At 39.1% G+C, this 18,904-nt stretch carries 12 protein-coding genes and 1 tRNA gene; 9 read left to right on the top strand and 4 right to left on the bottom strand.

Going from position 1 to position 18,904, the window contains the following annotated elements:
* Positions 1–63: 63 nt before the first annotated feature.
* Positions 64–1,281 carry a peptidase T gene (gene pepT, locus IJS99_09160; protein MBQ7561978.1) on the top strand — a complete coding sequence of 406 codons (1,218 nt, stop codon included), beginning with the start codon at positions 64–66 and terminating at the stop codon, positions 1,279–1,281.
* Between the two features lie 56 nt (positions 1,282–1,337).
* On the opposite strand, the gene IJS99_09155 is transcribed toward pepT, so the two are convergent.
* Positions 1,338–1,958: a flavodoxin family protein gene (locus IJS99_09155; GenBank protein MBQ7561977.1), complete on the bottom strand. Its 621-nt coding sequence runs from the start codon at positions 1,956–1,958 to the stop codon at positions 1,338–1,340.
* 362 nt (positions 1,959–2,320) lie between these two features.
* Here IJS99_09155 and IJS99_09150 point away from each other — a divergent pair, with 362 nt between their 5' ends.
* The 4 genes from IJS99_09150 (at position 2,321) to IJS99_09135 (ending at position 12,926) form a co-directional block, all read left to right on the top strand.
* Positions 2,321–8,647, top strand: coding sequence for a putative Ig domain-containing protein (locus tag IJS99_09150; protein MBQ7561976.1), 6,327 nt, complete (start codon positions 2,321–2,323; stop codon positions 8,645–8,647).
* Between the two features lie 153 nt (positions 8,648–8,800).
* Entirely contained in the window at positions 8,801–9,910 is a 1,110-nt protein-coding gene (locus tag IJS99_09145) for a M23 family metallopeptidase (protein MBQ7561975.1), read from the top strand.
* A gap of 16 nt (positions 9,911–9,926) precedes the next feature.
* A complete protein-coding gene (gene glyQ, locus IJS99_09140) occupies positions 9,927–10,832 on the top strand; it encodes a glycine--tRNA ligase subunit alpha (GenBank protein ID MBQ7561974.1) in 906 nt (301 codons plus the stop codon).
* 15 nt (positions 10,833–10,847) lie between these two features.
* Complete coding sequence (locus IJS99_09135) at positions 10,848–12,926, top strand: glycine--tRNA ligase subunit beta (protein ID MBQ7561973.1); 2,079 nt, start codon at positions 10,848–10,850, stop codon at positions 12,924–12,926.
* A 57-nt stretch (positions 12,927–12,983) separates the two neighbouring features.
* Here IJS99_09135 and IJS99_09130 read toward each other — a convergent pair whose 3' ends face one another.
* The 3 genes from IJS99_09130 to IJS99_09120 all read right to left on the bottom strand — a co-directional run bounded on the left by IJS99_09130 (position 12,984) and on the right by IJS99_09120 (position 14,947).
* Positions 12,984–13,400: an Rrf2 family transcriptional regulator gene (locus tag IJS99_09130; GenBank protein MBQ7561972.1), complete on the bottom strand. Its 417-nt coding sequence runs from the start codon at positions 13,398–13,400 to the stop codon at positions 12,984–12,986.
* 66 nt (positions 13,401–13,466) lie between these two features.
* Positions 13,467–14,312 carry an MBL fold metallo-hydrolase gene (locus IJS99_09125; GenBank protein ID MBQ7561971.1) on the bottom strand — a complete coding sequence of 282 codons (846 nt, stop codon included), beginning with the start codon at positions 14,310–14,312 and terminating at the stop codon, positions 13,467–13,469.
* 5 nt (positions 14,313–14,317) lie between these two features.
* Positions 14,318–14,947: an NAD(P)-dependent oxidoreductase gene (locus IJS99_09120; GenBank protein ID MBQ7561970.1), complete on the bottom strand. Its 630-nt coding sequence runs from the start codon at positions 14,945–14,947 to the stop codon at positions 14,318–14,320.
* A 337-nt stretch (positions 14,948–15,284) separates the two neighbouring features.
* Here IJS99_09120 and IJS99_09115 point away from each other — a divergent pair, with 337 nt between their 5' ends.
* The 4 genes from IJS99_09115 (at position 15,285) to IJS99_09100 (ending at position 17,922) form a co-directional block, all read left to right on the top strand.
* Positions 15,285–16,814 (top strand): ADP-ribosylglycohydrolase family protein, encoded by a 1,530-nt coding sequence (locus tag IJS99_09115; protein MBQ7561969.1) that lies wholly within the window; start codon positions 15,285–15,287, stop codon positions 16,812–16,814.
* 152 nt (positions 16,815–16,966) lie between these two features.
* Positions 16,967–17,039: transfer RNA gene (locus IJS99_09110), tRNA-Ala, on the top strand.
* A 168-nt stretch (positions 17,040–17,207) separates the two neighbouring features.
* Positions 17,208–17,570, top strand: a complete 363-nt coding sequence (locus IJS99_09105; GenBank protein MBQ7561968.1) for a DUF4102 domain-containing protein — start codon at positions 17,208–17,210, stop codon at positions 17,568–17,570.
* 175 nt (positions 17,571–17,745) lie between these two features.
* Positions 17,746–17,922 carry a hypothetical protein gene (locus IJS99_09100; protein MBQ7561967.1) on the top strand — a complete coding sequence of 59 codons (177 nt, stop codon included), beginning with the start codon at positions 17,746–17,748 and terminating at the stop codon, positions 17,920–17,922.
* Positions 17,923–18,904 lie beyond the last annotated feature (982 nt).

Genomic DNA, 18,904 nt, shown 5'->3' with positions numbered 1-18,904 from the left:
CGCCCGGCCTCCTTGAAAACTTGATATAATTATTTAAGCAAAATTTTCGGGGAGGCTTTTAACTTGTTCACGACACTAGAACATTTTTTGAAATATATAAAATATGACACTCAATCGCAGGAAAACGCCGGAGTCATTCCCAGCACAGAAAAACAATGGCTCTTAGCTCGTGAGTTATTACAGGAATTGCAGGAACGCGGCATTAATGCTTCAATCAGTGAACATGCTTATGTAACTGGCACTCTAAAATCTAACTCTAATAAAGAAATTCCATCAATAGGCTTTATTTCTCATATGGACACAGCGACAGAAATCACTGGCGCAAATGTCAACGCAAGAATAATAAATAATTATGACGGAAATAATATCGCACTGAATCAGCAAGTTAATTTATCCCCTGAAGACTTTCCGGAGCTAAAAAATTTTATAAGTCATGATTTAATAGTTACAGACGGCACTACACTTTTAGGAGCAGACGACAAGGCCGGAATCGCTGAAATAATGGGCGCGCTTGATTACTTAATTTCACATCCTGAAATTGAACACGGCGACATAAAAATTGCTTTCACTCCAGACGAAGAAATAGGCGAACTTGCTAAAAATTTAAATATTCAGGAATTCGGGGCGGATTTTGCTTATACAGTAGACGGCGGGGAATTAGGTGAGATTAATTACGAAAATTTCAACGCAGCAAAAGCCGCTATAAAAATTTACGGCCGTTCAGTTCACCCGGGCAGCGCAAAAAATTTAATGGTCAGTGCTATAACTCTAGCAAATGAATTATTAAATCTTTTACCAGCAAACGAGACTCCAGCAACAACAGAAGGCCGGGAAGGCTTTTATCACTGTATGAGCTTTAATGCAAGTTCAGAATATGCAGAATTAAATTTTATTATTCGAGATCATGACATGAAAAAATTTGAGTCCCGTAAAAAATTTATTGCTAAGTGCGTTGATTTCTTACAAGGAAAATATATCTCGGCAAAATTTGAGCTTAATATAATAGATCAGTATTACAACATGTTCGAGAAAATACAAGATAATATGCAGCCGGTTAATTTAGCCATTCAAGCAATGAAAGAATTAAATATTAAGCCTGTTATTGTCCCAGTGAGAGGCGGAACTGACGGAGCGGCTTTGACTTGGCGGGGACTTCTTACACCTAATATTTTTACGGGGGCTTGTAACTGGCACAGCAGATTTGAATTTATTTCGATTCAGGTTATGAATAAAGCGAGCGAATTAATTATAAAAATTTTAGAACTTGCTGCTAAATCATAAATATATTAATCATGCTTGTTACTAGATATTCCCCCGTATTTCATGGAAAAAATTTTCTATCTTATAAAGTTAGTACCTTGCCACTCTTCAAGCTCAGGAATATTTAAGCCTTCTTTATTGCCTGCTTTGATTGACTTCAACAGCCAAGCCATATTCCGGCCAAGTGTCCGCATAGTCTGCAAGCCTTCTAAATCCTGTCTTACTTCATCCGGAGTATTTCCGTGAACTTGATTCCAGTATTGAGACGAGACGACCGGCATAAGTTTAATCGTAAAATATTTATTCAACCTGTCAAAAGCTGCCGACGCTCCCCCTCTTCTACAGGATACTACACAAGCACCGGGCTTATTGAAAAATTTGTCCCCGCCTGAAAAAAAGAATCTGTCAAGAAAAGCGCATAAACTCCCATTCGGCCCGGCATAATAAACAGGTGAGCCTATAACAAAGCCGTCGAACTCGTCAAGCCTTGCTGTTAATTCATTTACGCTGTCATTAAATACACAATGTCCGAGAGTAGCGCACTTAAAGCAGCCTATACAGCCCTGAATCGCTTTCTTGCCGATATGGAAAAATTCCGTGTCGATTCCCTCGTGATTGAGAATGTCAGCAACTTCACTTAATGCCGTAAAAGTACAGCCTTTCTCGTTAGGGCTGCCATTGATTAATAAAACTTTCATGAAAATTTCTCCCCTCATAATAAAATATTCATGATTATAACTTGCTTGAATAAGTATATATAACGTGATTTCTCGTAAATTTCATATGCTATAATGACTTATCACTACAAAGACTACAAATTTACAGCAGGAATAAAATTTGATAATTATTTAATAAGGAGGCAGAGAACATATCATGAAATTATTATATTTTATAGGCGTAAATGCTTGTGATTACTCATGCCCCCCCCCCGTAAAATACGTAATTTCGTGAGCAGTTCCCTAGAGTCAGAACCTCCTTAAGTGAATTCATTAAAAAATTTGTGCTCGTTGTCATAAAGAATTTATTTATTTTATGCTTTATACTAAGGAGTGAATTATTTATGAAGTTCAAGAAATTTGCAGTAATTACATTATTGTTATTTCGCGTTTTATGCCCATATTCAGCATTTGCAAGTGATAACGATATAGTGATTCTTCCGCCTTCACCTGAATATGTAAAATGGCTCGAAAGTCTTGAGCAGCAAAAAGAAGTCTCAATAAAATCTGAAGCCGATTCTTTCAAAGGCGGAGTAATACCGAGTCCCATTGATAGAAGTCATTTATGGAAGAATCCCCCTAAACCTCGTGACGGTGAGATTTCTATTTTAAACACAGTGCCGGATTACTATGATCTGAGAGAGCAAAATAGACTCACTCCAGTCAAAAATCAAAATCCATGGGGAACTTGCTGGGCACACGCATCGCTCGCTTCAATGGAATCGACTTATAAGACTCTTTATAGTGATAGCGTTCTTGACTTGTCAGAAATGTTTGTTGCATATTTTGTTTATGGAGACACGCGGCCGGGTAAATCTTTCGGTCTAAATTATGAGGATGAAGATATTTTAGATCAAGGCGGAAATTTTGATAAAGTAATCGCATTAACTTCAAGGCTGGGATTTGTGCGTGAAAATATACTTCCTTACCCCTCAAGACAATATACATATACAGCTCCCGATAAATTACCCGAAGAATATACTACTTTACCAGTTAGACTTAAAGATACATATAGCATTGGATATTTAAGCGGCGACAAAATTATGAATGTAGTCAAGGAACTCGTTATTAAACAAGGTGCGTTGGGTATTTCTTATTGTAATAATCATGATAACTACTCTACTCATCTAGTAGATGGTAAATACGTTAAAGTTTATTATTATAATGGTAACGATTCTTGGTTTAATATCACTCACGCAGTTAATATTGTAGGCTGGGATGATAATTTTTCTCGCATGAACTTCCCTGTGTCTATGAGACCCACGAAAGACGGAGCTTGGCTCGTTCGTAATTCATGGGGAACTGACTGGGGCGATGACGGCTATTTCTGGATGTCCTATGAACAGTATATCGTCGACACAACTTTATTAATATTGGATGACGCACCTGAAGGACTCAAGCACTACGGTTATGACGATCTGGGATACTTAGGCTCTACAAATGGGAAATGGTCAGCAAATATCTTCAAGACAGAATCAGATGAAATTTTGCAGTATGTAGGATTTTACACAATTGATAACAATACTAATTACGAAATTTACGTGTATGATCTCGGCACTGAGCAACCCGATTCCCCTATTAACGGAACCTTAACCGCCAGCAAAAAAGACGGCTATAACTCATATTCAGGTTATCACACGGAAGATTTTTCTCAGAATGCGATAAAAATTTCTAAGGGGCATTATTTCTCAGTTGTAGTTAAGACAGATACAGGGACTGCAATTGAGAAAAACTACTCTTCTAGATATAATGCGGTTACAAATTTGAACGAGTCTTATTATTCTTCAGACGGAACAACTTGGCGCGATGCAGTTGAAGCTTCTGGATACAATGTTTGTATAAAGGCCTTTACTATTCCTGATGGCAAATCACAACCGACACCGCCCGCACCTGTTGGTATAGCTATCAATGACACAAATTTCCCTGATTTCAATTTCCAAGATTATGTGAAAACAAATTTTGACATTGACTCTAACGGAGCATTAAGCTACGAAGAAATTAATAATGTTACTTCAATGAAACTCTACACGGAAAACAAAATTTTACCGTCTAAAGGCATGAATATAGGCTCTCTGAAGGGTATTGAATTCTTCACGGCTCTAACTTCTCTGGATTGTAAATATAACCAGTTAACGGCTTTAGATATTAGCAAGAATACGGCTCTGATTTATCTAGATTGCGGCTATAACAAACTAACAACTTTGGATGTTAGCAAGATTGCGGTTCTGAGTTATCTAAGTTGCAGGAGTAACAAATTAATAACTTTGGACGTTAGCAAGAATATAGCTCTGACTTATCTTGATTGCGGCGGTAACAATTTAACAACTTTGGACGTTAGCAAGAATACGGCTCTAATTCATCTAGATTGCGGTGCAAATCAATTAACAACTTTAGACGTTAGCAAGAATATACGTTTATATGAGCTTTATTGCAACGATAATCAATTGACATTACTAAATCTAGGAACAATAGAGAAGTTATCTTATCTTGATTGCAGCTATAATCAATTAACAACCCTAGACGTGGGGAAAAATCGTTTATCTACTCTTTGTGACTGCTCATGGAATCAATTAATGGCTTTAGATTTAAGCAATACATATAATGGAATTTATGATTGCGGCAATCAAAAAGTTACAGGTCTGACAGTTAATGAGGATTCCGACGGCTATTACATAAATCTTAAGGACTATTTGCAGGACAGAATTAGCAAAGTATCAAACGTTATAGACAACGATACAGGAGCGTCATTGCAATACGACAGTTCTACAGGCATCATAAAATTTTCTTCGAGTACAACTACTATCCGATATAATTATGATGTTGGCAGATATATGCCTATGACTGTTTATATCATAATGGCTGGTAAACCTGAAATAATAACTGAATCCTTGCCTGATGCAGTTTACGGCGCAGAATATTCGGCACAGATTGAATTAACAGGCGGTACTCCTACTTCATGCCAAATAACTCAAGGAAAATTACCGAGCGGGTTAACTCTTAATAATTCGGGGTTAATTTCTGGAACTCCAACTCAGACAGGCGAATTTCTATTTGCTGTTAAGGCGAGTAATATTGCGGGCTCTGATGAGAAAGAATTGACATTAAACGTAACTCAGACGCCATCAATAACAACGGCACCATATCTCAAAAATGGCATTAAAGGCAAGAAATATTCTGTAACTCTTAAATCGTCAGGAACAGAATCCACATGGACAAAAACAGGCGGCAGTTTACCTGATGGCCTAACCCTTGCAAATACCGGCGAAATTTCAGGAACTCCGACAAACTCAGGCACTTTCTCATTTACTGTTAAGGCGAGTAACTCAGCTGGCGAGGACTCTAAAATTTTTATAATCACAATTAGCGATTCCGATAAGGGGTTAGAAATATTAACAACAAACCTTAAAGACGCTATTGTTGGTGTTGAATATAATGAAACGGTCAAAACCAATATACCCATTGTGCTATTTTTCTTGACTCCTTATTATAATGTTCCGTCGTGGCTTGATTACCGCAGAGACAGCAATGACTATACTTCAATTATTCTGAAGGGTACTCCTGATCAAGCAGGGACATACACTTTTTCCATCGATGCAGCTGATGGATACACAGATGATCAAAAGCAATTTACTCTGACAGTAAAAGAATCGCAAAAAGCACTGACAATCACGACAAACGAGACACTTACACCGGGAAGTAAATATGAAAATTATGCTGTAATTTTATCTGCGTCAGGAACAACGCCTATTACATGGGAGAAAACAAGCGGCACTTTGCCAAAGGGTTTATCGCTGTCAAGTTCAGGTATAATCTCAGGTATTCCTACAGAATCAGGCAATTTCTCATTTTCTGTCAAAGCAAGCAACACGGAGGGAGAGGACTCTAGAAATTTCTTAATTGCTGTTAATGAAGCTCCAACAATCACAACAGGAGAGACTCTTCCAGCAGGTGCTAAGGGAGAAAGTTATTCTGTAACTCTTGAGGCAACAGGAACAACGCCTATTACATGGAAGAAAACTAGCGGCGATTTACCAAACGGATTAACACTCTCAAATAGCGGCACAATTTCAGGAACTCCCACGAAAAACGGCAGTTTCTCTTTTACTGTCAGGGCAAGCAATACAGCAGGTGAAGACTCTAGAACATTTTCTATAACAGTGAGTGAAAAGCCTATAATTACTACAAGTGCTACTCTCAAAGCAGGTATTAAAGGTGAAAATTATTCTGTAACTCTTGACGCTACAGGCACAAAACCTATTACATGGGAGAAAACAGGCGGCAATTTACCAGACGGACTCACACTCTCGAATAGCGGCACAATTTCAGGCACTCCTACGAAAGCGGGTAATTTCTCTTTTATTGTTAAGGCAAGTAATACAGCAGGCGATGACTCTAGAACATTTTCTATAACAGTGAGTGAAAAGCCTGCAATTACTACAAGTGCTACACTCAAAGCAGGCACTAAAGGAGAAAAATATTCTGTTACTCTTGAAGCCTCAGGCACTAAGCCTATTACATGGAAGAAAACTGGCGGCGATTTACCAAACGGATTAACACTCTCAAATAGCGGCACAATTTCAGGAACTCCCACGAAAAACGGCAGTTTCTCTTTTACTGTCAGGGCAAGCAATACAGCAGGTGATGACACTAGAACATTCACTATAACAGTGAGTGAAAAGCCTGCAATTACTACAAGTGCTACACTCAAAGCAGGCACTAAAGGAGAAAAATATTCTGTTACTCTTGAAGCCTCAGGCACTAAGCCTATTACATGGGAGAAAACAAGCGGCAATTTACCGGATGGACTCACACTCTCGAATAGCGGCACAATTTCAGGCACTCCCACTAAAGCTGATAAATTTTCTTTTACGGTCAAAGCAAGTAATTCAGCAGGTGATGACTCTAGAATATTCACTATAACTGTGAGTGAAAAGCCCGCAATTACTACAAATTCTATTCTCAAAGCAGGCAGTAAGAAAGTAAATTATTCTGTAAGTCTTGAAGCGGCAGGCACAAAACCCATTACATGGGAGAAAACAAGCGGCAATTTACCCAACGGACTCATGCTTTATGAAGATACCGGCATAATTTCAGGTATTCCAACAGAAACAGGCGATTTTACATTTACTCTTGAAGCAAGCAACACAGGCGGCAAAGACACTAGGACATTCACAATTTCAATTTCTGATTTTCCTTCAAAGCCTAAAATCAAAACAAAGAGTCTCCCTGCTGCTCCTGTAAACAAAAATTGTAGTATTCCTATTGATTTTACCGGCACGTCAATAACAAGCATATCACTTGAGAATCTCCCCGAAGCACTAAAGGGACTCTCAATTGATGAGCAGGGCAATATTACGGGAACTCCAACAGCGGCAGGAAAATTTAATTTTACTGTCAAGATTACTAACCCAGCAGGAACAGAAACTAAGAAAATTTCTCTAGCTGTATTCGGTATCTCTAAGAAATCACTGCCCATAGGTACAAGTGGAAAAAGTTATAAAGGCTCTTTCACTGTTACAGGTGCCAAGCTCAAAAATTGGAGTATTTCAAGCGGAGATTTTCCACCCGGTTTGACTCTTAAATCCGGCAAAATTTCAGGCAAACCTACTCAATGCGGAACTTATAATTTTACAGTCAGAGCAGGAAACGAATCTTTATACATCGAGGAGTCTTGCACTATTACAATAAATCCTGTTGCGCCTAAAATTAAAACTAGTTCATTCAAGACCGCATATATTAATAATGAATTTATAGGCGAAATGAAACTATCAGCAGGAGATGCCCCTATTACATGGAGTGCCGCCGGACTCCCTGAAGGTCTAGAAATCGACTCAGACACAGGAATAATTACAGGAACCCTCAAGCACAATTTTAGCGGAAAAGCTGAAATAACTGCGGAAAATCAGGCAGGGAGCTATACAAAAGCTGTGAAATTTACATTTAAATCCGTCAAGCCCAAAATCATAACAAAGACACTTGAGGCGGGAACAGTAGGAGAAACATATAACGACTTTCTTGAGGCAACTGGCAGCGAGATTTTAAAATGGTCATGGAGCGGGAAGACTCCCCCCGGCTTGACTCTTAATGAATCCGGCGATATTTCAGGAACTCCTACAGATAACGGCAAATTTAAATTTACTGTTACTGTTCAGAATGAAGGCGGCAAGAAAAGTAAGAAATTTACTCTTGTGATTAATAATGCAGACTCAGCAAGTAATAAAGATTTTGCGGACTCTGAATCTGAATCAGAATCAGAATCACAAGAATCACCGAATCAATCAGAAAACGAGATAGAATCACAAAACGAGTCGACTCAACAAGAGAGCAGCAATAATTTAACTCTTGACTCGGCGGCTTTGTCCCTTGTCTCTAATGATGATTTCATGATTGCTGCTATATTGCCTGATGTAAAAGTTGACGAGAGCGGCATTTATGAATTCACTATATCGCTTGATAAGTCAGTGCCCGAAAACGCAAAATTAATTTGGCATTCATTCCCGGACGGTCAAATTTCTGACTCTGAAGACGACAACACCGCAATATTCTTTAATCAAGACGGCCAAGAAATTTTTAACGTCCCTGAAGATTTTTGCGTAATTGTATCAGCATGGTTTGAGGCCGGAATCACTTATAAACCGGTTATAGCTGTAAAGTTAGATCAGGCTCAATAATATTTATACGAGATTATAATAATTATCAGGATTTGCGCTTGCGAGTCCTGATTTTTTTTGCGCGTGAATAAAAATTTTTTGTATTTCTTAAGGCTTTACACGTTATAATAAGCAAATATTATATAAAGCATATTTTACGGAGAGTGATTAAACATGAAATTATTACATAAAACAATTTTAATTTTTTCGAGCTTGCTAATAATAACGACAGCAGGATATGCAGCAAAATGGGAATCTATTACATTTGACGAAGATATTTCAAAAGGGTTAGAGCAATTAAATCATTATTGTGTAATGCATAATTTCACTATAGAAGATATTTTCTGGGCAAATTCTACGAGTTCAGGCGACATAAAGCCGAGTACAGTTATTTATTTGCCAAAGAATCACGCTGATTTACTCGCAATATGGCAAAACAAGGGACGACTCAATTATTCCGCCTCGTTACCAGTAGCAAAGAAGCCCGACCCTAAACCCGCGCCGGTTATACCTGAAATTAAACGAGTCCCAGCAATGCCGGCAAATAATAATAACAAGAGCAGCACGCCCCCTGATAAAATTTTAGCCGATGCTCAGAAAAAATCAGAAGATCCCGACAAGATACCGGGCTTAATGGATCCGATTATAATACTTTCACCGAATGGGAATCCTGTAACAGGCCCGATGAGATTAGTAATTTCCGGCGATAAAGTCGAAGCAGTTAGACTCCCTCCTGAAGCAGCACCTAAACGCCCTAAACTCGCAGATTTAGATCACACTTTCGGGACAATTCCGGACTATTTACAGCCATATTTTTACACGCCACCGAGAAGACCTAATGATAATTACGTGCGAAATTTGCCGAGACTCAACGGGAAAATGTTATGGCCGGTTGACGGTAAAGTTACTTCAGGATTCGGACCAAGAGGCAGAAGACTTCACGCGGGAGTCGATATTCCCATGCCTTTGAATACGCCTATACGTGCCGCAAATTCCGGAGTCGTCGCTAAAACCGGCAATAATTCAACACCGGGATTTCGAGGTTACGGAAATTTTGTTTTGATGGATCACGGCGGAGGAGTCAAAACTCTTTACGCTCATTGCAATACAGTATCAGTCAGACCCGGCCAGCGCATAACAGTCGGCCAAGTCATAGCCCATGTAGGACGAACGGGCAGAGCTTCAACTGAACATTTACATTTTGAAGTCAGAATTAATGATAAACCCGTGAATCCTCTTCCATATTTGGCAGCAAATCCACAGTTAGCATCGCGGAAAAAATAATAAAGGAGTGCAATAAATGAATTTCCAAGAGATATATTTTAGGCTTGAAAATTTTTGGAGTCGTCATGATTGTGTTGTACAACAGCCTTATGATATCGAGGTAGGAGCAGGCACAATGAATCCAGCTACAGCATTAAGAGTATTAGGCCCTGAACCGTGGCGGGTTGCTTATGTCGAGCCTTCAAGAAGACCATCAGATGGCAGATACGGCAAAAATCCGAATCGATTACAGCATTATTATCAATATCAAGTAATAATCAAGCCCGCGCCCGCAAATATTCAGGAATTATATATAGAGAGTCTTGCATCACTAGGCATTGACCCGTCCGAACATGATATAAGATTCGTAGAAGACGACTGGGAGAACCCATCAACAGGAGCATGGGGACTCGGCTGGGAAGTCTGGCTTGACGGAATGGAAATCACGCAATTTACATATTTTCAGCAGTTAGGCGGCCTAGATATGGAATCAGTTCCCGCAGAATTAACTTACGGAATCGAACGAATCGCAATGTACGTTCAGAAAGTTAATAGCGTTTATGATTTAAGTTGGGTCAATAATGTAACTTACGGCGACGTTCATTTACAGGGAGAAATTGAACACTCACACTATAATTTTGAGATAGCTGATACTGAAATGTTATTCCAGTTATTTAATATGTATGAAGCTGAGGCCGGCCGGATTCTTGATAAGGGTTTTGTGCTGCCTGCTTATGATTACGTGTTAAAGAGTTCTCACACGTTTAATTTACTTGACGCAAGAAACGCAATCAGTGTTACAGAGCGAACGAGTTATATATCAAGAGTCCGCGCCCTTGCCTGTAGATGTGCCGAGGCCTATAGAAAGCAGCGTGAAGAAATGGGCTTCCCGTTAATGGACAAGTTCACGAATTCTACAGGGACATTTTTTGACGAACAATAAAGGAGAGATATTTATATGCCGATTAAAAATGTTTTGCTAGAGATAGGCACTGAAGAAATACCATCGAGATTTATTCCCGACGCTTTAGAATCACTCAAGACAAAAGCAGAAGAATCTTTTACCTCAAACCGTATAGAATTTAAAGACGTTAAGACATATGCGACTCCGAGAAGGCTTGTATTAATGCTCTCAAATGTAAGTGATATACAAAGCGCACTCGTTGAAATGCTGAAAGGCCCGCCTCTGACAGCAGCCTATGACCAGAACGGAGAACCCACCCGAGCCGCTATAGGTTTCGCAAAAAATCGCGGTGTTGACGTTAATGACCTGCGCGAAATGGAAGTAAACGGCGTTAAATATATTGCTGCTGAAGTCAGACAGGAGACCCGCAGCACTCTTGATGTATTGCCGGATATTTTTGTGTCGCTTATTTCCGGACTCACATTCCCTAAAAGTATGTACTGGGATAATTCGGGCGTGAGATTTGCGAGGCCGATTCGGTGGATAGTTGCGCTTGCTGACGAAAAAATTATACCGTTCAAATATGGCAATGTCATATCAGGCCGGATTACAAGCGGGCATAGATTCATGGGCAAGAAAGCTGTAACAGTAAATAACGCGGCTGAATTTATGGATTTGCTTTATGATAACAGCGTGATTCTTGATCAGGAAAAACGCCTACAGAAAATGAAGAGCGCAATCGCAAATTTACAGAAGGATTTTGACGGAAATTTAGAAGTCGAGATGGACGCAAATATTTTACAGGAAAATTTATATCTTGTTGAATTCCCCGTCCCCTTCACTGGCTCATTTGATAAGCGTTATCTTGAGATTCCCGAAGAAGTATTGACTACTTCAATGAAGAAGAATCAGAAATATTTAGCAGTCCGCAATAAAGATAAAAACGGTAAGCTCGCAAATTATTTTGTCGGAGTAAGCAATAATCATGTGCCTGATATTGGCGTAATTCGTGAAGGTAATGAGAGAGTTTTACGCGCAAGACTCGAAGACGCAGCATTTTTCTGGGACGAAGATAGAAATATCCCGCTGGCGTCATATGTTGAGAGATTGAAAAGTGTAACCTATCAGGAAAAACTCGGCAGCGTTTACGATAAAGTCATGCTAACAAGAAAATTAGCTCTCTGGTTCTGCGATAAATATAATATGAAGGATATAGCCTCACTTGTTGACCGGGCTGCGTATTTATCAAAAGCTGATTTAGTTACTAGCATGGTATTCGAATTCCCGGAATTACAAGGCATTATGGGACGAGAATATGCGAAATCAAGCGGTGAAGATCCGCGAGTCGCCCTAGCAATTCACGAGCAGTATTTACCGCAGACAGCCGCGGATAAGACTCCGACTGACAGTGTAGGAGCAGTACTCGGACTCGCTGAAAGAGTTCATATTATTACGGCCTGCCATAAAGTGGGACTCGAACCGACCGGATCACAAGATCCATATGCTTTAAGACGCGCTGCAAGGTGCATAAATGAAATCTTATTCGCAGGAAAATATAATTTCAACATGTCCGACGCAGTAAAAGAATCATGCAAGATTAACGGCGTTAATGAAGAGACATGCGCGAAAATTTTAGAGTTCATGCAGCAAAGATTACACGTTCAATTAAGAGAACGCGGCTTTGATTATGCACTTGTTACACTGGGACTCTCTGTAGCCGGTGAAGTTCCCTATCAGGCTTTAAGACTAATCGAGACTCTTAACGGCGTAAAATCAAATGAGTGGTTCACCGAGTTAGTAAGTTCAGCAGTAAGAGTCAAGAATATTTTGCAGAAAAACGCGCCCGACATGACTGACTCAAGCCCTGACGAGTCATTAATGACAGTTAGAGAAGAGCAGGATTTATACAGGGAAGTAATGAGACTTGAGCCGAGTGTGAAAAACGCGCTTGATTCATATGACTGGGAATCATTGACTCAATTATTAGCAGAGTTATCGCCGGTTGTAGCTGCTTTCTTTGAAAAAGTTATGGTCATGGACAAGGACGAGAAAATCAGGGCGAACAGACTCGCAATTCTCGTGAAGTGCAATAAATTATTCAGGGAGACCGGAGATTTAAGCGTGCTTTCATGATTTAATAATGATTTAGTGATAAAAAATTGCCCCTCGCGCTTGATTGTGTGAGGGGATTTATTTTATTTTCTTTGCAATATCTCTAACAGTGAACGAGCGTAATTTTTCCTCCATTGCAAATTGAATTTCATGTAAAGAATCGTCTAATGCAAAGTGAATATTTTTACCGACTGGACATTTAGGATTCGGGTTCTCGTGAAAGTGGAATAAATCGCCTTCCACGCAGTCAACAGCCTTGTAAATATCATAGAGAGTAATTTCTCCAAGAGATTTTGCTAAATTCATGCCTGTTTTTCCGCGTTTAATATTAATCATGCCCGCTGCTTTTAATTGTAATAGAAGCCTTCTTATTATGACTGGGTTAACCTGAATACTTGACGCGAGAAAATCACTAGTAATTGCAAATTGTCCGCTAAAATAGTCTATGCACGTCAAAATGTGTATTGCTATAGTGAATCTGCTGGAAATTTGAATCTCAACCGCCCCCGATAAAAAAATAGCACCGGCCTTAATTGACCGATGCACAAATTATAAACTAGTTTACTTGCTGAATAAAGCACCCGCGCTCATTTGTAAATAAGCCTCGCCGTCATAGTCAGGAAAAGCAGCTTTTACGCTTGAGATAAATTCTTCACGTGTTTTGCAGGTTTTAGCGAGTTCTAAAACTTTTTCAAGATAAGCAATTTTTTCACTGACTGCGTTTTTGCCTTCAGGAGCGTGATGACTCGTGAGAATTAGTGCGTAATTTTTGCCTTGATACTCTTTTAACTCTTTAATTTCGGCTTCTATATAGGGAATTGCGGGCAAAATATTATGAGTCTTTGATCCCATCATATGGCGGTAAACTGCATTAATCGCTGGAATTTCGACTCCGTAGCCCTCGCCGTCTGACTCATGCAAAATCTTGAAATCAATTCCTGCGAGCTTTAAAATTTGTCCCTCTTCTATAATTTCTGCTTTATCCGGCAAATCATCAGCAACTTTTTCGCCGCTTGCCTGAATAAAACTCTTTGTTAAATTGCTGACACTTCCGCCCTCCTGCCAGCTCTTTAATGCATTCTGAGTCGCGTAAATTTTCACATCTCCATAAGATTTATAGCCGTTAGGGTGATATGCGAACAGAGCAGCGACTAAATTTTTATTGAGAGATTTAATATAATCAGCCATTGCCTGCACGTTTTCTTTATAAGCAGTCGACTCAATTAATACGAGTCCATCCGGAGTCTCGACAATATAACAATAATCGTTCATGTTGTCGCCCGTCGCGTAAGAGTGGAGCTTGATATTATCAAAATTGTAAACGTTCATATTTCCTACACTTACAGCCCCTAAAGCAGCCGATGCCATTAACACTAATGCGAGTGAAATTGCTAAAAATTTTTTCATGATAATTACTCCTTTAAAAGCGAAATTCTTTGCTGAATGTGATCTCCCTTTGTTGCCTCGTCAATCATTGCGGCGGCGTAATCTGCATAACTGATGACGCTTTCACCCTTTGAATTTACCGTAAATTCTTCACCTGCGAGAATATATTTTCCTGTTTTAGGTGCGTCGGGCTGGAAATCTGCGGCGGGACTCACGAATGTCCATTTAACGTCATTGCGCTTTCTGAGTTCGTCAAGTTCCTTAGCTTGTGCAGCTGCGAGCGGCCTATAATCTTCCGGAAAATCAGGAGTCTTATATAATTGCTGCGTGTGATTTTTATCGAGATAGAGACTCCCCGCGCCTCCAACGACTAATAAACGGGTTTGAGTATTGCTTAAAGCGTCGCACAAAATTTTTAAAGTCTCGCTGTGAAGGTGTAAAGTATCAGGCTCAAAAGTTCCGAACGCGTCAATAACAACGTCAAAATTTTCCAAGTCTTCAGCTTTAATGTCAAGAATATCTCTCTTGATTGAATGAGGTGCCTTTGTCTTGTTTTCGCCTCTAACTATTGCAGTTACATCGAGACCGCGTTTTACAGCCTCTTCAACTATTAAGCGGCCTGCTTTACCGTTTGCAGCTACTACCGCGATTTTCATTTATGAATTTCTCCCCTTGTCTATAAATCTTGTAATTAAATTCGTTACAATTGCAACGTGGAAAATTTTAGAATTATATTTATGTAATGTCAAGAGTTACAAAATTTTTTTTGCTGTATTTATGTTTGAAAAATTTGTCAAGAGTATGCTTGCTTAACTGTTAATAATTGAATGTGCTGAAATTGATTTAGACGTGTAGCTTAAGTAATCCAAACATGATAAAATATTCTCGTTGCAACAAAGAAGCAAATAAAGAAAATAGTACGTACTAAATTCCTAAAATTTTAACCTGAACTAATTATACACTATTTTATATTTTATGGGAGATGAAAGTCTAATGTTATTAGGCGCAATTATAGGCGACATTATAGGCAGTGCTTACGAATTCAATAACGTGAAGACGAAAAATTTTGAGTTAATGACTCCGGAGTCAACTTTTACGGATGATTCTGTAATGACAATGGCCGTAGCTAATGCATTAACGCAATTTAAGAAGGGCAGCGAAATAGACGAGTCAGAATTTAAAGAAGTATTAATTGACACAATGCACGAATTTGGCAGAATTTACCCCGGTGCAGGTTACGGCTCAAGATTCAAAAAATGGCTGAGATCCGGCTCCAGAGATCCATATAAGAGCTACGGCAACGGCTCGGCAATGAGAGTGTCTCCTGTTGCATGGTACTTTGACGATTTGGACACGGTCGAGAGATTCGCAAAATTAAGCGCTGAAGTTACTCACAATCACCCTGAAGGCATAAAGGGAGCTCAAGCAATAGCAGCCGCAATTTTCTTAGCACGAACTGGCAAGAGTAAAGCTGAAATAGAATCTTATATTAGAATAAAATATAATTATAATTTAAATCGCACTCTTGACGAAATCAGGCCGGATTATGAATTTGACGAGACTTGTCAAGGCTCAGTATCTGAATCGATAATTGCATTTCTTGAGTCAGATTCATTCGAGGACACTATACGCAATGCAGTATCAATCGGGGGCGACTCTGACACAGTAGCATGTATGGCGGCCTCAATAGCTCAAGGAATGTGGGGGAATTCCGAAGAACTTGAGAAACTTGTAATGCCTGCACTTGACTCGTTTATGCTTGACGAGAACGAAAATTTTTGGTCTGCCCTGAATGGTGCTGATAAAGACAATAAACCGGTCGAGAAATTCAAGAATAATATCACCGAGATGGTATTTATACTTGATAGGAGCGGCTCAATGTCAGGACTTGAAGGCGACACAATAGGCGGCTTTAATTCATTAATCGAGAAGCAGAAACAGGAACCCGGCGAGGCTATTGTATCAACGATTTTATTTGATAATGTACAAGAAGTATTACATGACAGAGTCAAAATATCTGATATTCAAAAAATGACCGAAGACGAATATTTTACGCGTGGCAGCACGGCACTTCTTGACGCAATAGGGGGCGCAATAAATCATATTTCAAGAATTTATAAGCACTCAAAGCCGGAAGAAATACCCGAATACACAAATTTTGTGATAATAACTGACGGATACGAGAACGCCAGCAGAAGATTTACCGGCCGGCAAATAAAGCGCATGATTGAGCACGAAAAAAATAAATACGGCTGGGAGTTCCTATTTATCGGGGCAAATATTGACGCAATAACAGCAGCTCAGGATTTAGGAATTTCGCGGGACATGGCAGTAGATTATATTGCAGATAGTCAGGGAACGGGAAAAGTATTTGAATCTGTAAGCCGAGCGATGTCTTGTAATAGGCGCAGTATGAGTATTGCACCGGACTGGAGTGCTTCTATTGCTGAAGATTATGATTTAAGAATGCCGCAGCAAACAAGAAGGGGACGGGGCAGAAAAAAAGCTCCTGAACAAAATTAATTAACAAGAAATATAGAGCTATAAACGTGAAGTAATAAATTTGCTAGTTAATTCCGGTTGAGTTGAGTTAAAAAGATTCGACCGGAAAATTTTTTTGCTTGACAGATTATAATATTTTCGCATATAATTGCAAACGTTGTATAAATTTAATCGGGGATATAGCTCAGTTGGGAGAGCGCTTGAATGGCATTCAAGAGGTCAGGGGTTCGAGTCCCCTTATCTCCATTTTTGAGTTGCTAAACAAAATCTATGTAAATTATAAAGCCTCCTAAAATCTATCTTTTTCTGTTATTATTATCTAAGCAAACTAAATAAAATTTATTAAAACTTAAATATTACCCTATAAAGAACTGTAGAAAGAAATTTTTACGTTTAATTTTTATGCGGTTGAGAATGAAAGGAGTTGTAATTATAGTTAACGAATCTTCGGTCAAGAGAGCAAAACCTCGCGAAAAAAGTTATATGATTCGCGATGAACGAGGCTTGTATTTACGTATCGATCCTTCAGGGGGTAAATACTGGATTCTTAGATATTGTGAAAACAAGAAAGAACATCAATTATCACTTGGCACTTATCCGCATATTTCATTAAAAGAAGCTCGCATGAAACGTGATGAGATTCAGCATGCTAGGTCAAAAGGAGAAAGCCCCTCACGCAAAACAGTCCAAGCTCCGCTTTGCAATAGCCGCAGGTTGTATAGATTCCGATCCTACTTCAGCACTTCTCGGAGCATTAAAACCGCTATGCAACAATAACGAATCCGGCAGAAATCGCAATTTTGATGAGAGCAATAAAAGCATATCCTTACACGGTCATGAGTTGTGCAATGTTATTTTCTGTGTATACGGCAGCTCGTCCCGGTGAAATTCGTAGAGCTGAATGGTCAGAAATTCCGAAGACACGTGGTATATTCCGCCAGAAAAAATGAAGATGAAGCGTCGCCACATTGTCCTGTTATCTTTACAAGTGAAAACAATTTTAAATGAATTGCGCCCGATCACCGGTAAAAGCCGCTGGATACTCCCGTCGCCTAGAGATAATCTACACTGCATGTCAGAAAACGGAGTCAGAGTCTCACTAAGGACTATAGGCTACACGAACGAGTAAATAACCCTTCACGGCTTCCGAGCAATGTTTTCAACAATAGCAAACGAACACGGAATCAATCGCGATGTAATCGAATGACAGCTGGCACACGTTGAGAATAATTCAGTGCGGGGCGCATACAATCACACAGAATACATGACCGAGCGAATAAAGTTAATGCAATGGCGGACAGATTATCTTGACGGACTAGAATAAGAAAACGGACTCAATATTACTGAGACCGCCTATCAAGCCAAACAAAGTAATCTAATAAAAAGCTTCGCAGTATGAAAGCTAACTGCCAAAATCAGAATTAAAATGTTCGCATGCTTCTAACAATGCGCTTTCTAGAATATTCGTATTTGGTGTTATACAACTAAAGTGTACAGTAAAATAGAAATTTAGAAAGAAGTTAAACTTGACGATGATACAATTATTAATGCTAAACAAATAAGAGAACTTCAAAAACGTAACGCTGCACTTAAGGAAGAGAATATAATATTAAAAAAATATTCACACCACACTCAAGCAATGTTTAGACGCTGTTTATAAACTCCGGTATGAAGATAAAATTAATAACTAAAATACTTGCCTTGTATACCGCTTCTGATAAACGTCTTTGAGTAAAGAAAATAAAAAAGTGTCTTGAGGTCGAATATGGTGTAAACATCAGTGTGGGAAGAGTGTACTGCCTGAAATGTCTACTAAAAAGACTTCTTTATGCAGTTACAGAAAAAATAATAGAAATTCTGGAAGTAATGTTCTTAACCGTCAATTTAAGCCTAAGACTCCAAATTTAGCATGGATTAGCGATATTACATATATTCGTACTGTAAAAGGAATTTGGTAGTTATTGATTTATTCTCGCGAAAAGTAATTGTGTAGAATGTGAATTCAAGGCAAAATACAAAATTAGTATATGATACTCTGCTTAAAGCATGAATTTACGTGGACATCCTGAAAGAGTATTATTTCATTCTGATCGCGGAACACAATATATTTC

Source organism: Synergistaceae bacterium (assembly GCA_017444345.1).
Classification (GTDB): domain Bacteria; phylum Synergistota; class Synergistia; order Synergistales; family Aminobacteriaceae; genus JAFUXM01.
The sequence above is the reverse complement of the archived record's forward strand: the minus strand, read 5'-3'. Positions and strand labels throughout refer to the sequence as shown.

Coding starts and splice junctions, on each gene's coding strand:
- IJS99_09135 (MBQ7561973.1), top strand. CDS start 10,848: ATGCCGATTAAAAATGTTTTGCTAGAGATAGGCACTGAAGAAATACCA.
- IJS99_09100 (MBQ7561967.1), top strand. CDS start 17,746: ATGAAGCGTCGCCACATTGTCCTGTTATCTTTACAAGTGAAAACAATT.
- IJS99_09145 (MBQ7561975.1), top strand. CDS start 8,801: ATGAAATTATTACATAAAACAATTTTAATTTTTTCGAGCTTGCTAATA.
- IJS99_09150 (MBQ7561976.1), top strand. CDS start 2,321: ATGAAGTTCAAGAAATTTGCAGTAATTACATTATTGTTATTTCGCGTT.
- glyQ (MBQ7561974.1), top strand. CDS start 9,927: ATGAATTTCCAAGAGATATATTTTAGGCTTGAAAATTTTTGGAGTCGT.
- IJS99_09115 (MBQ7561969.1), top strand. CDS start 15,285: ATGTTATTAGGCGCAATTATAGGCGACATTATAGGCAGTGCTTACGAA.
- IJS99_09105 (MBQ7561968.1), top strand. CDS start 17,208: ATGAAAGGAGTTGTAATTATAGTTAACGAATCTTCGGTCAAGAGAGCA.
- IJS99_09125 (MBQ7561971.1), bottom strand. CDS start 14,312: ATGAAAAAATTTTTAGCAATTTCACTCGCATTAGTGTTAATGGCATCG.
- IJS99_09120 (MBQ7561970.1), bottom strand. CDS start 14,947: ATGAAAATCGCGGTAGTAGCTGCAAACGGTAAAGCAGGCCGCTTAATA.
- IJS99_09155 (MBQ7561977.1), bottom strand. CDS start 1,958: ATGAAAGTTTTATTAATCAATGGCAGCCCTAACGAGAAAGGCTGTACT.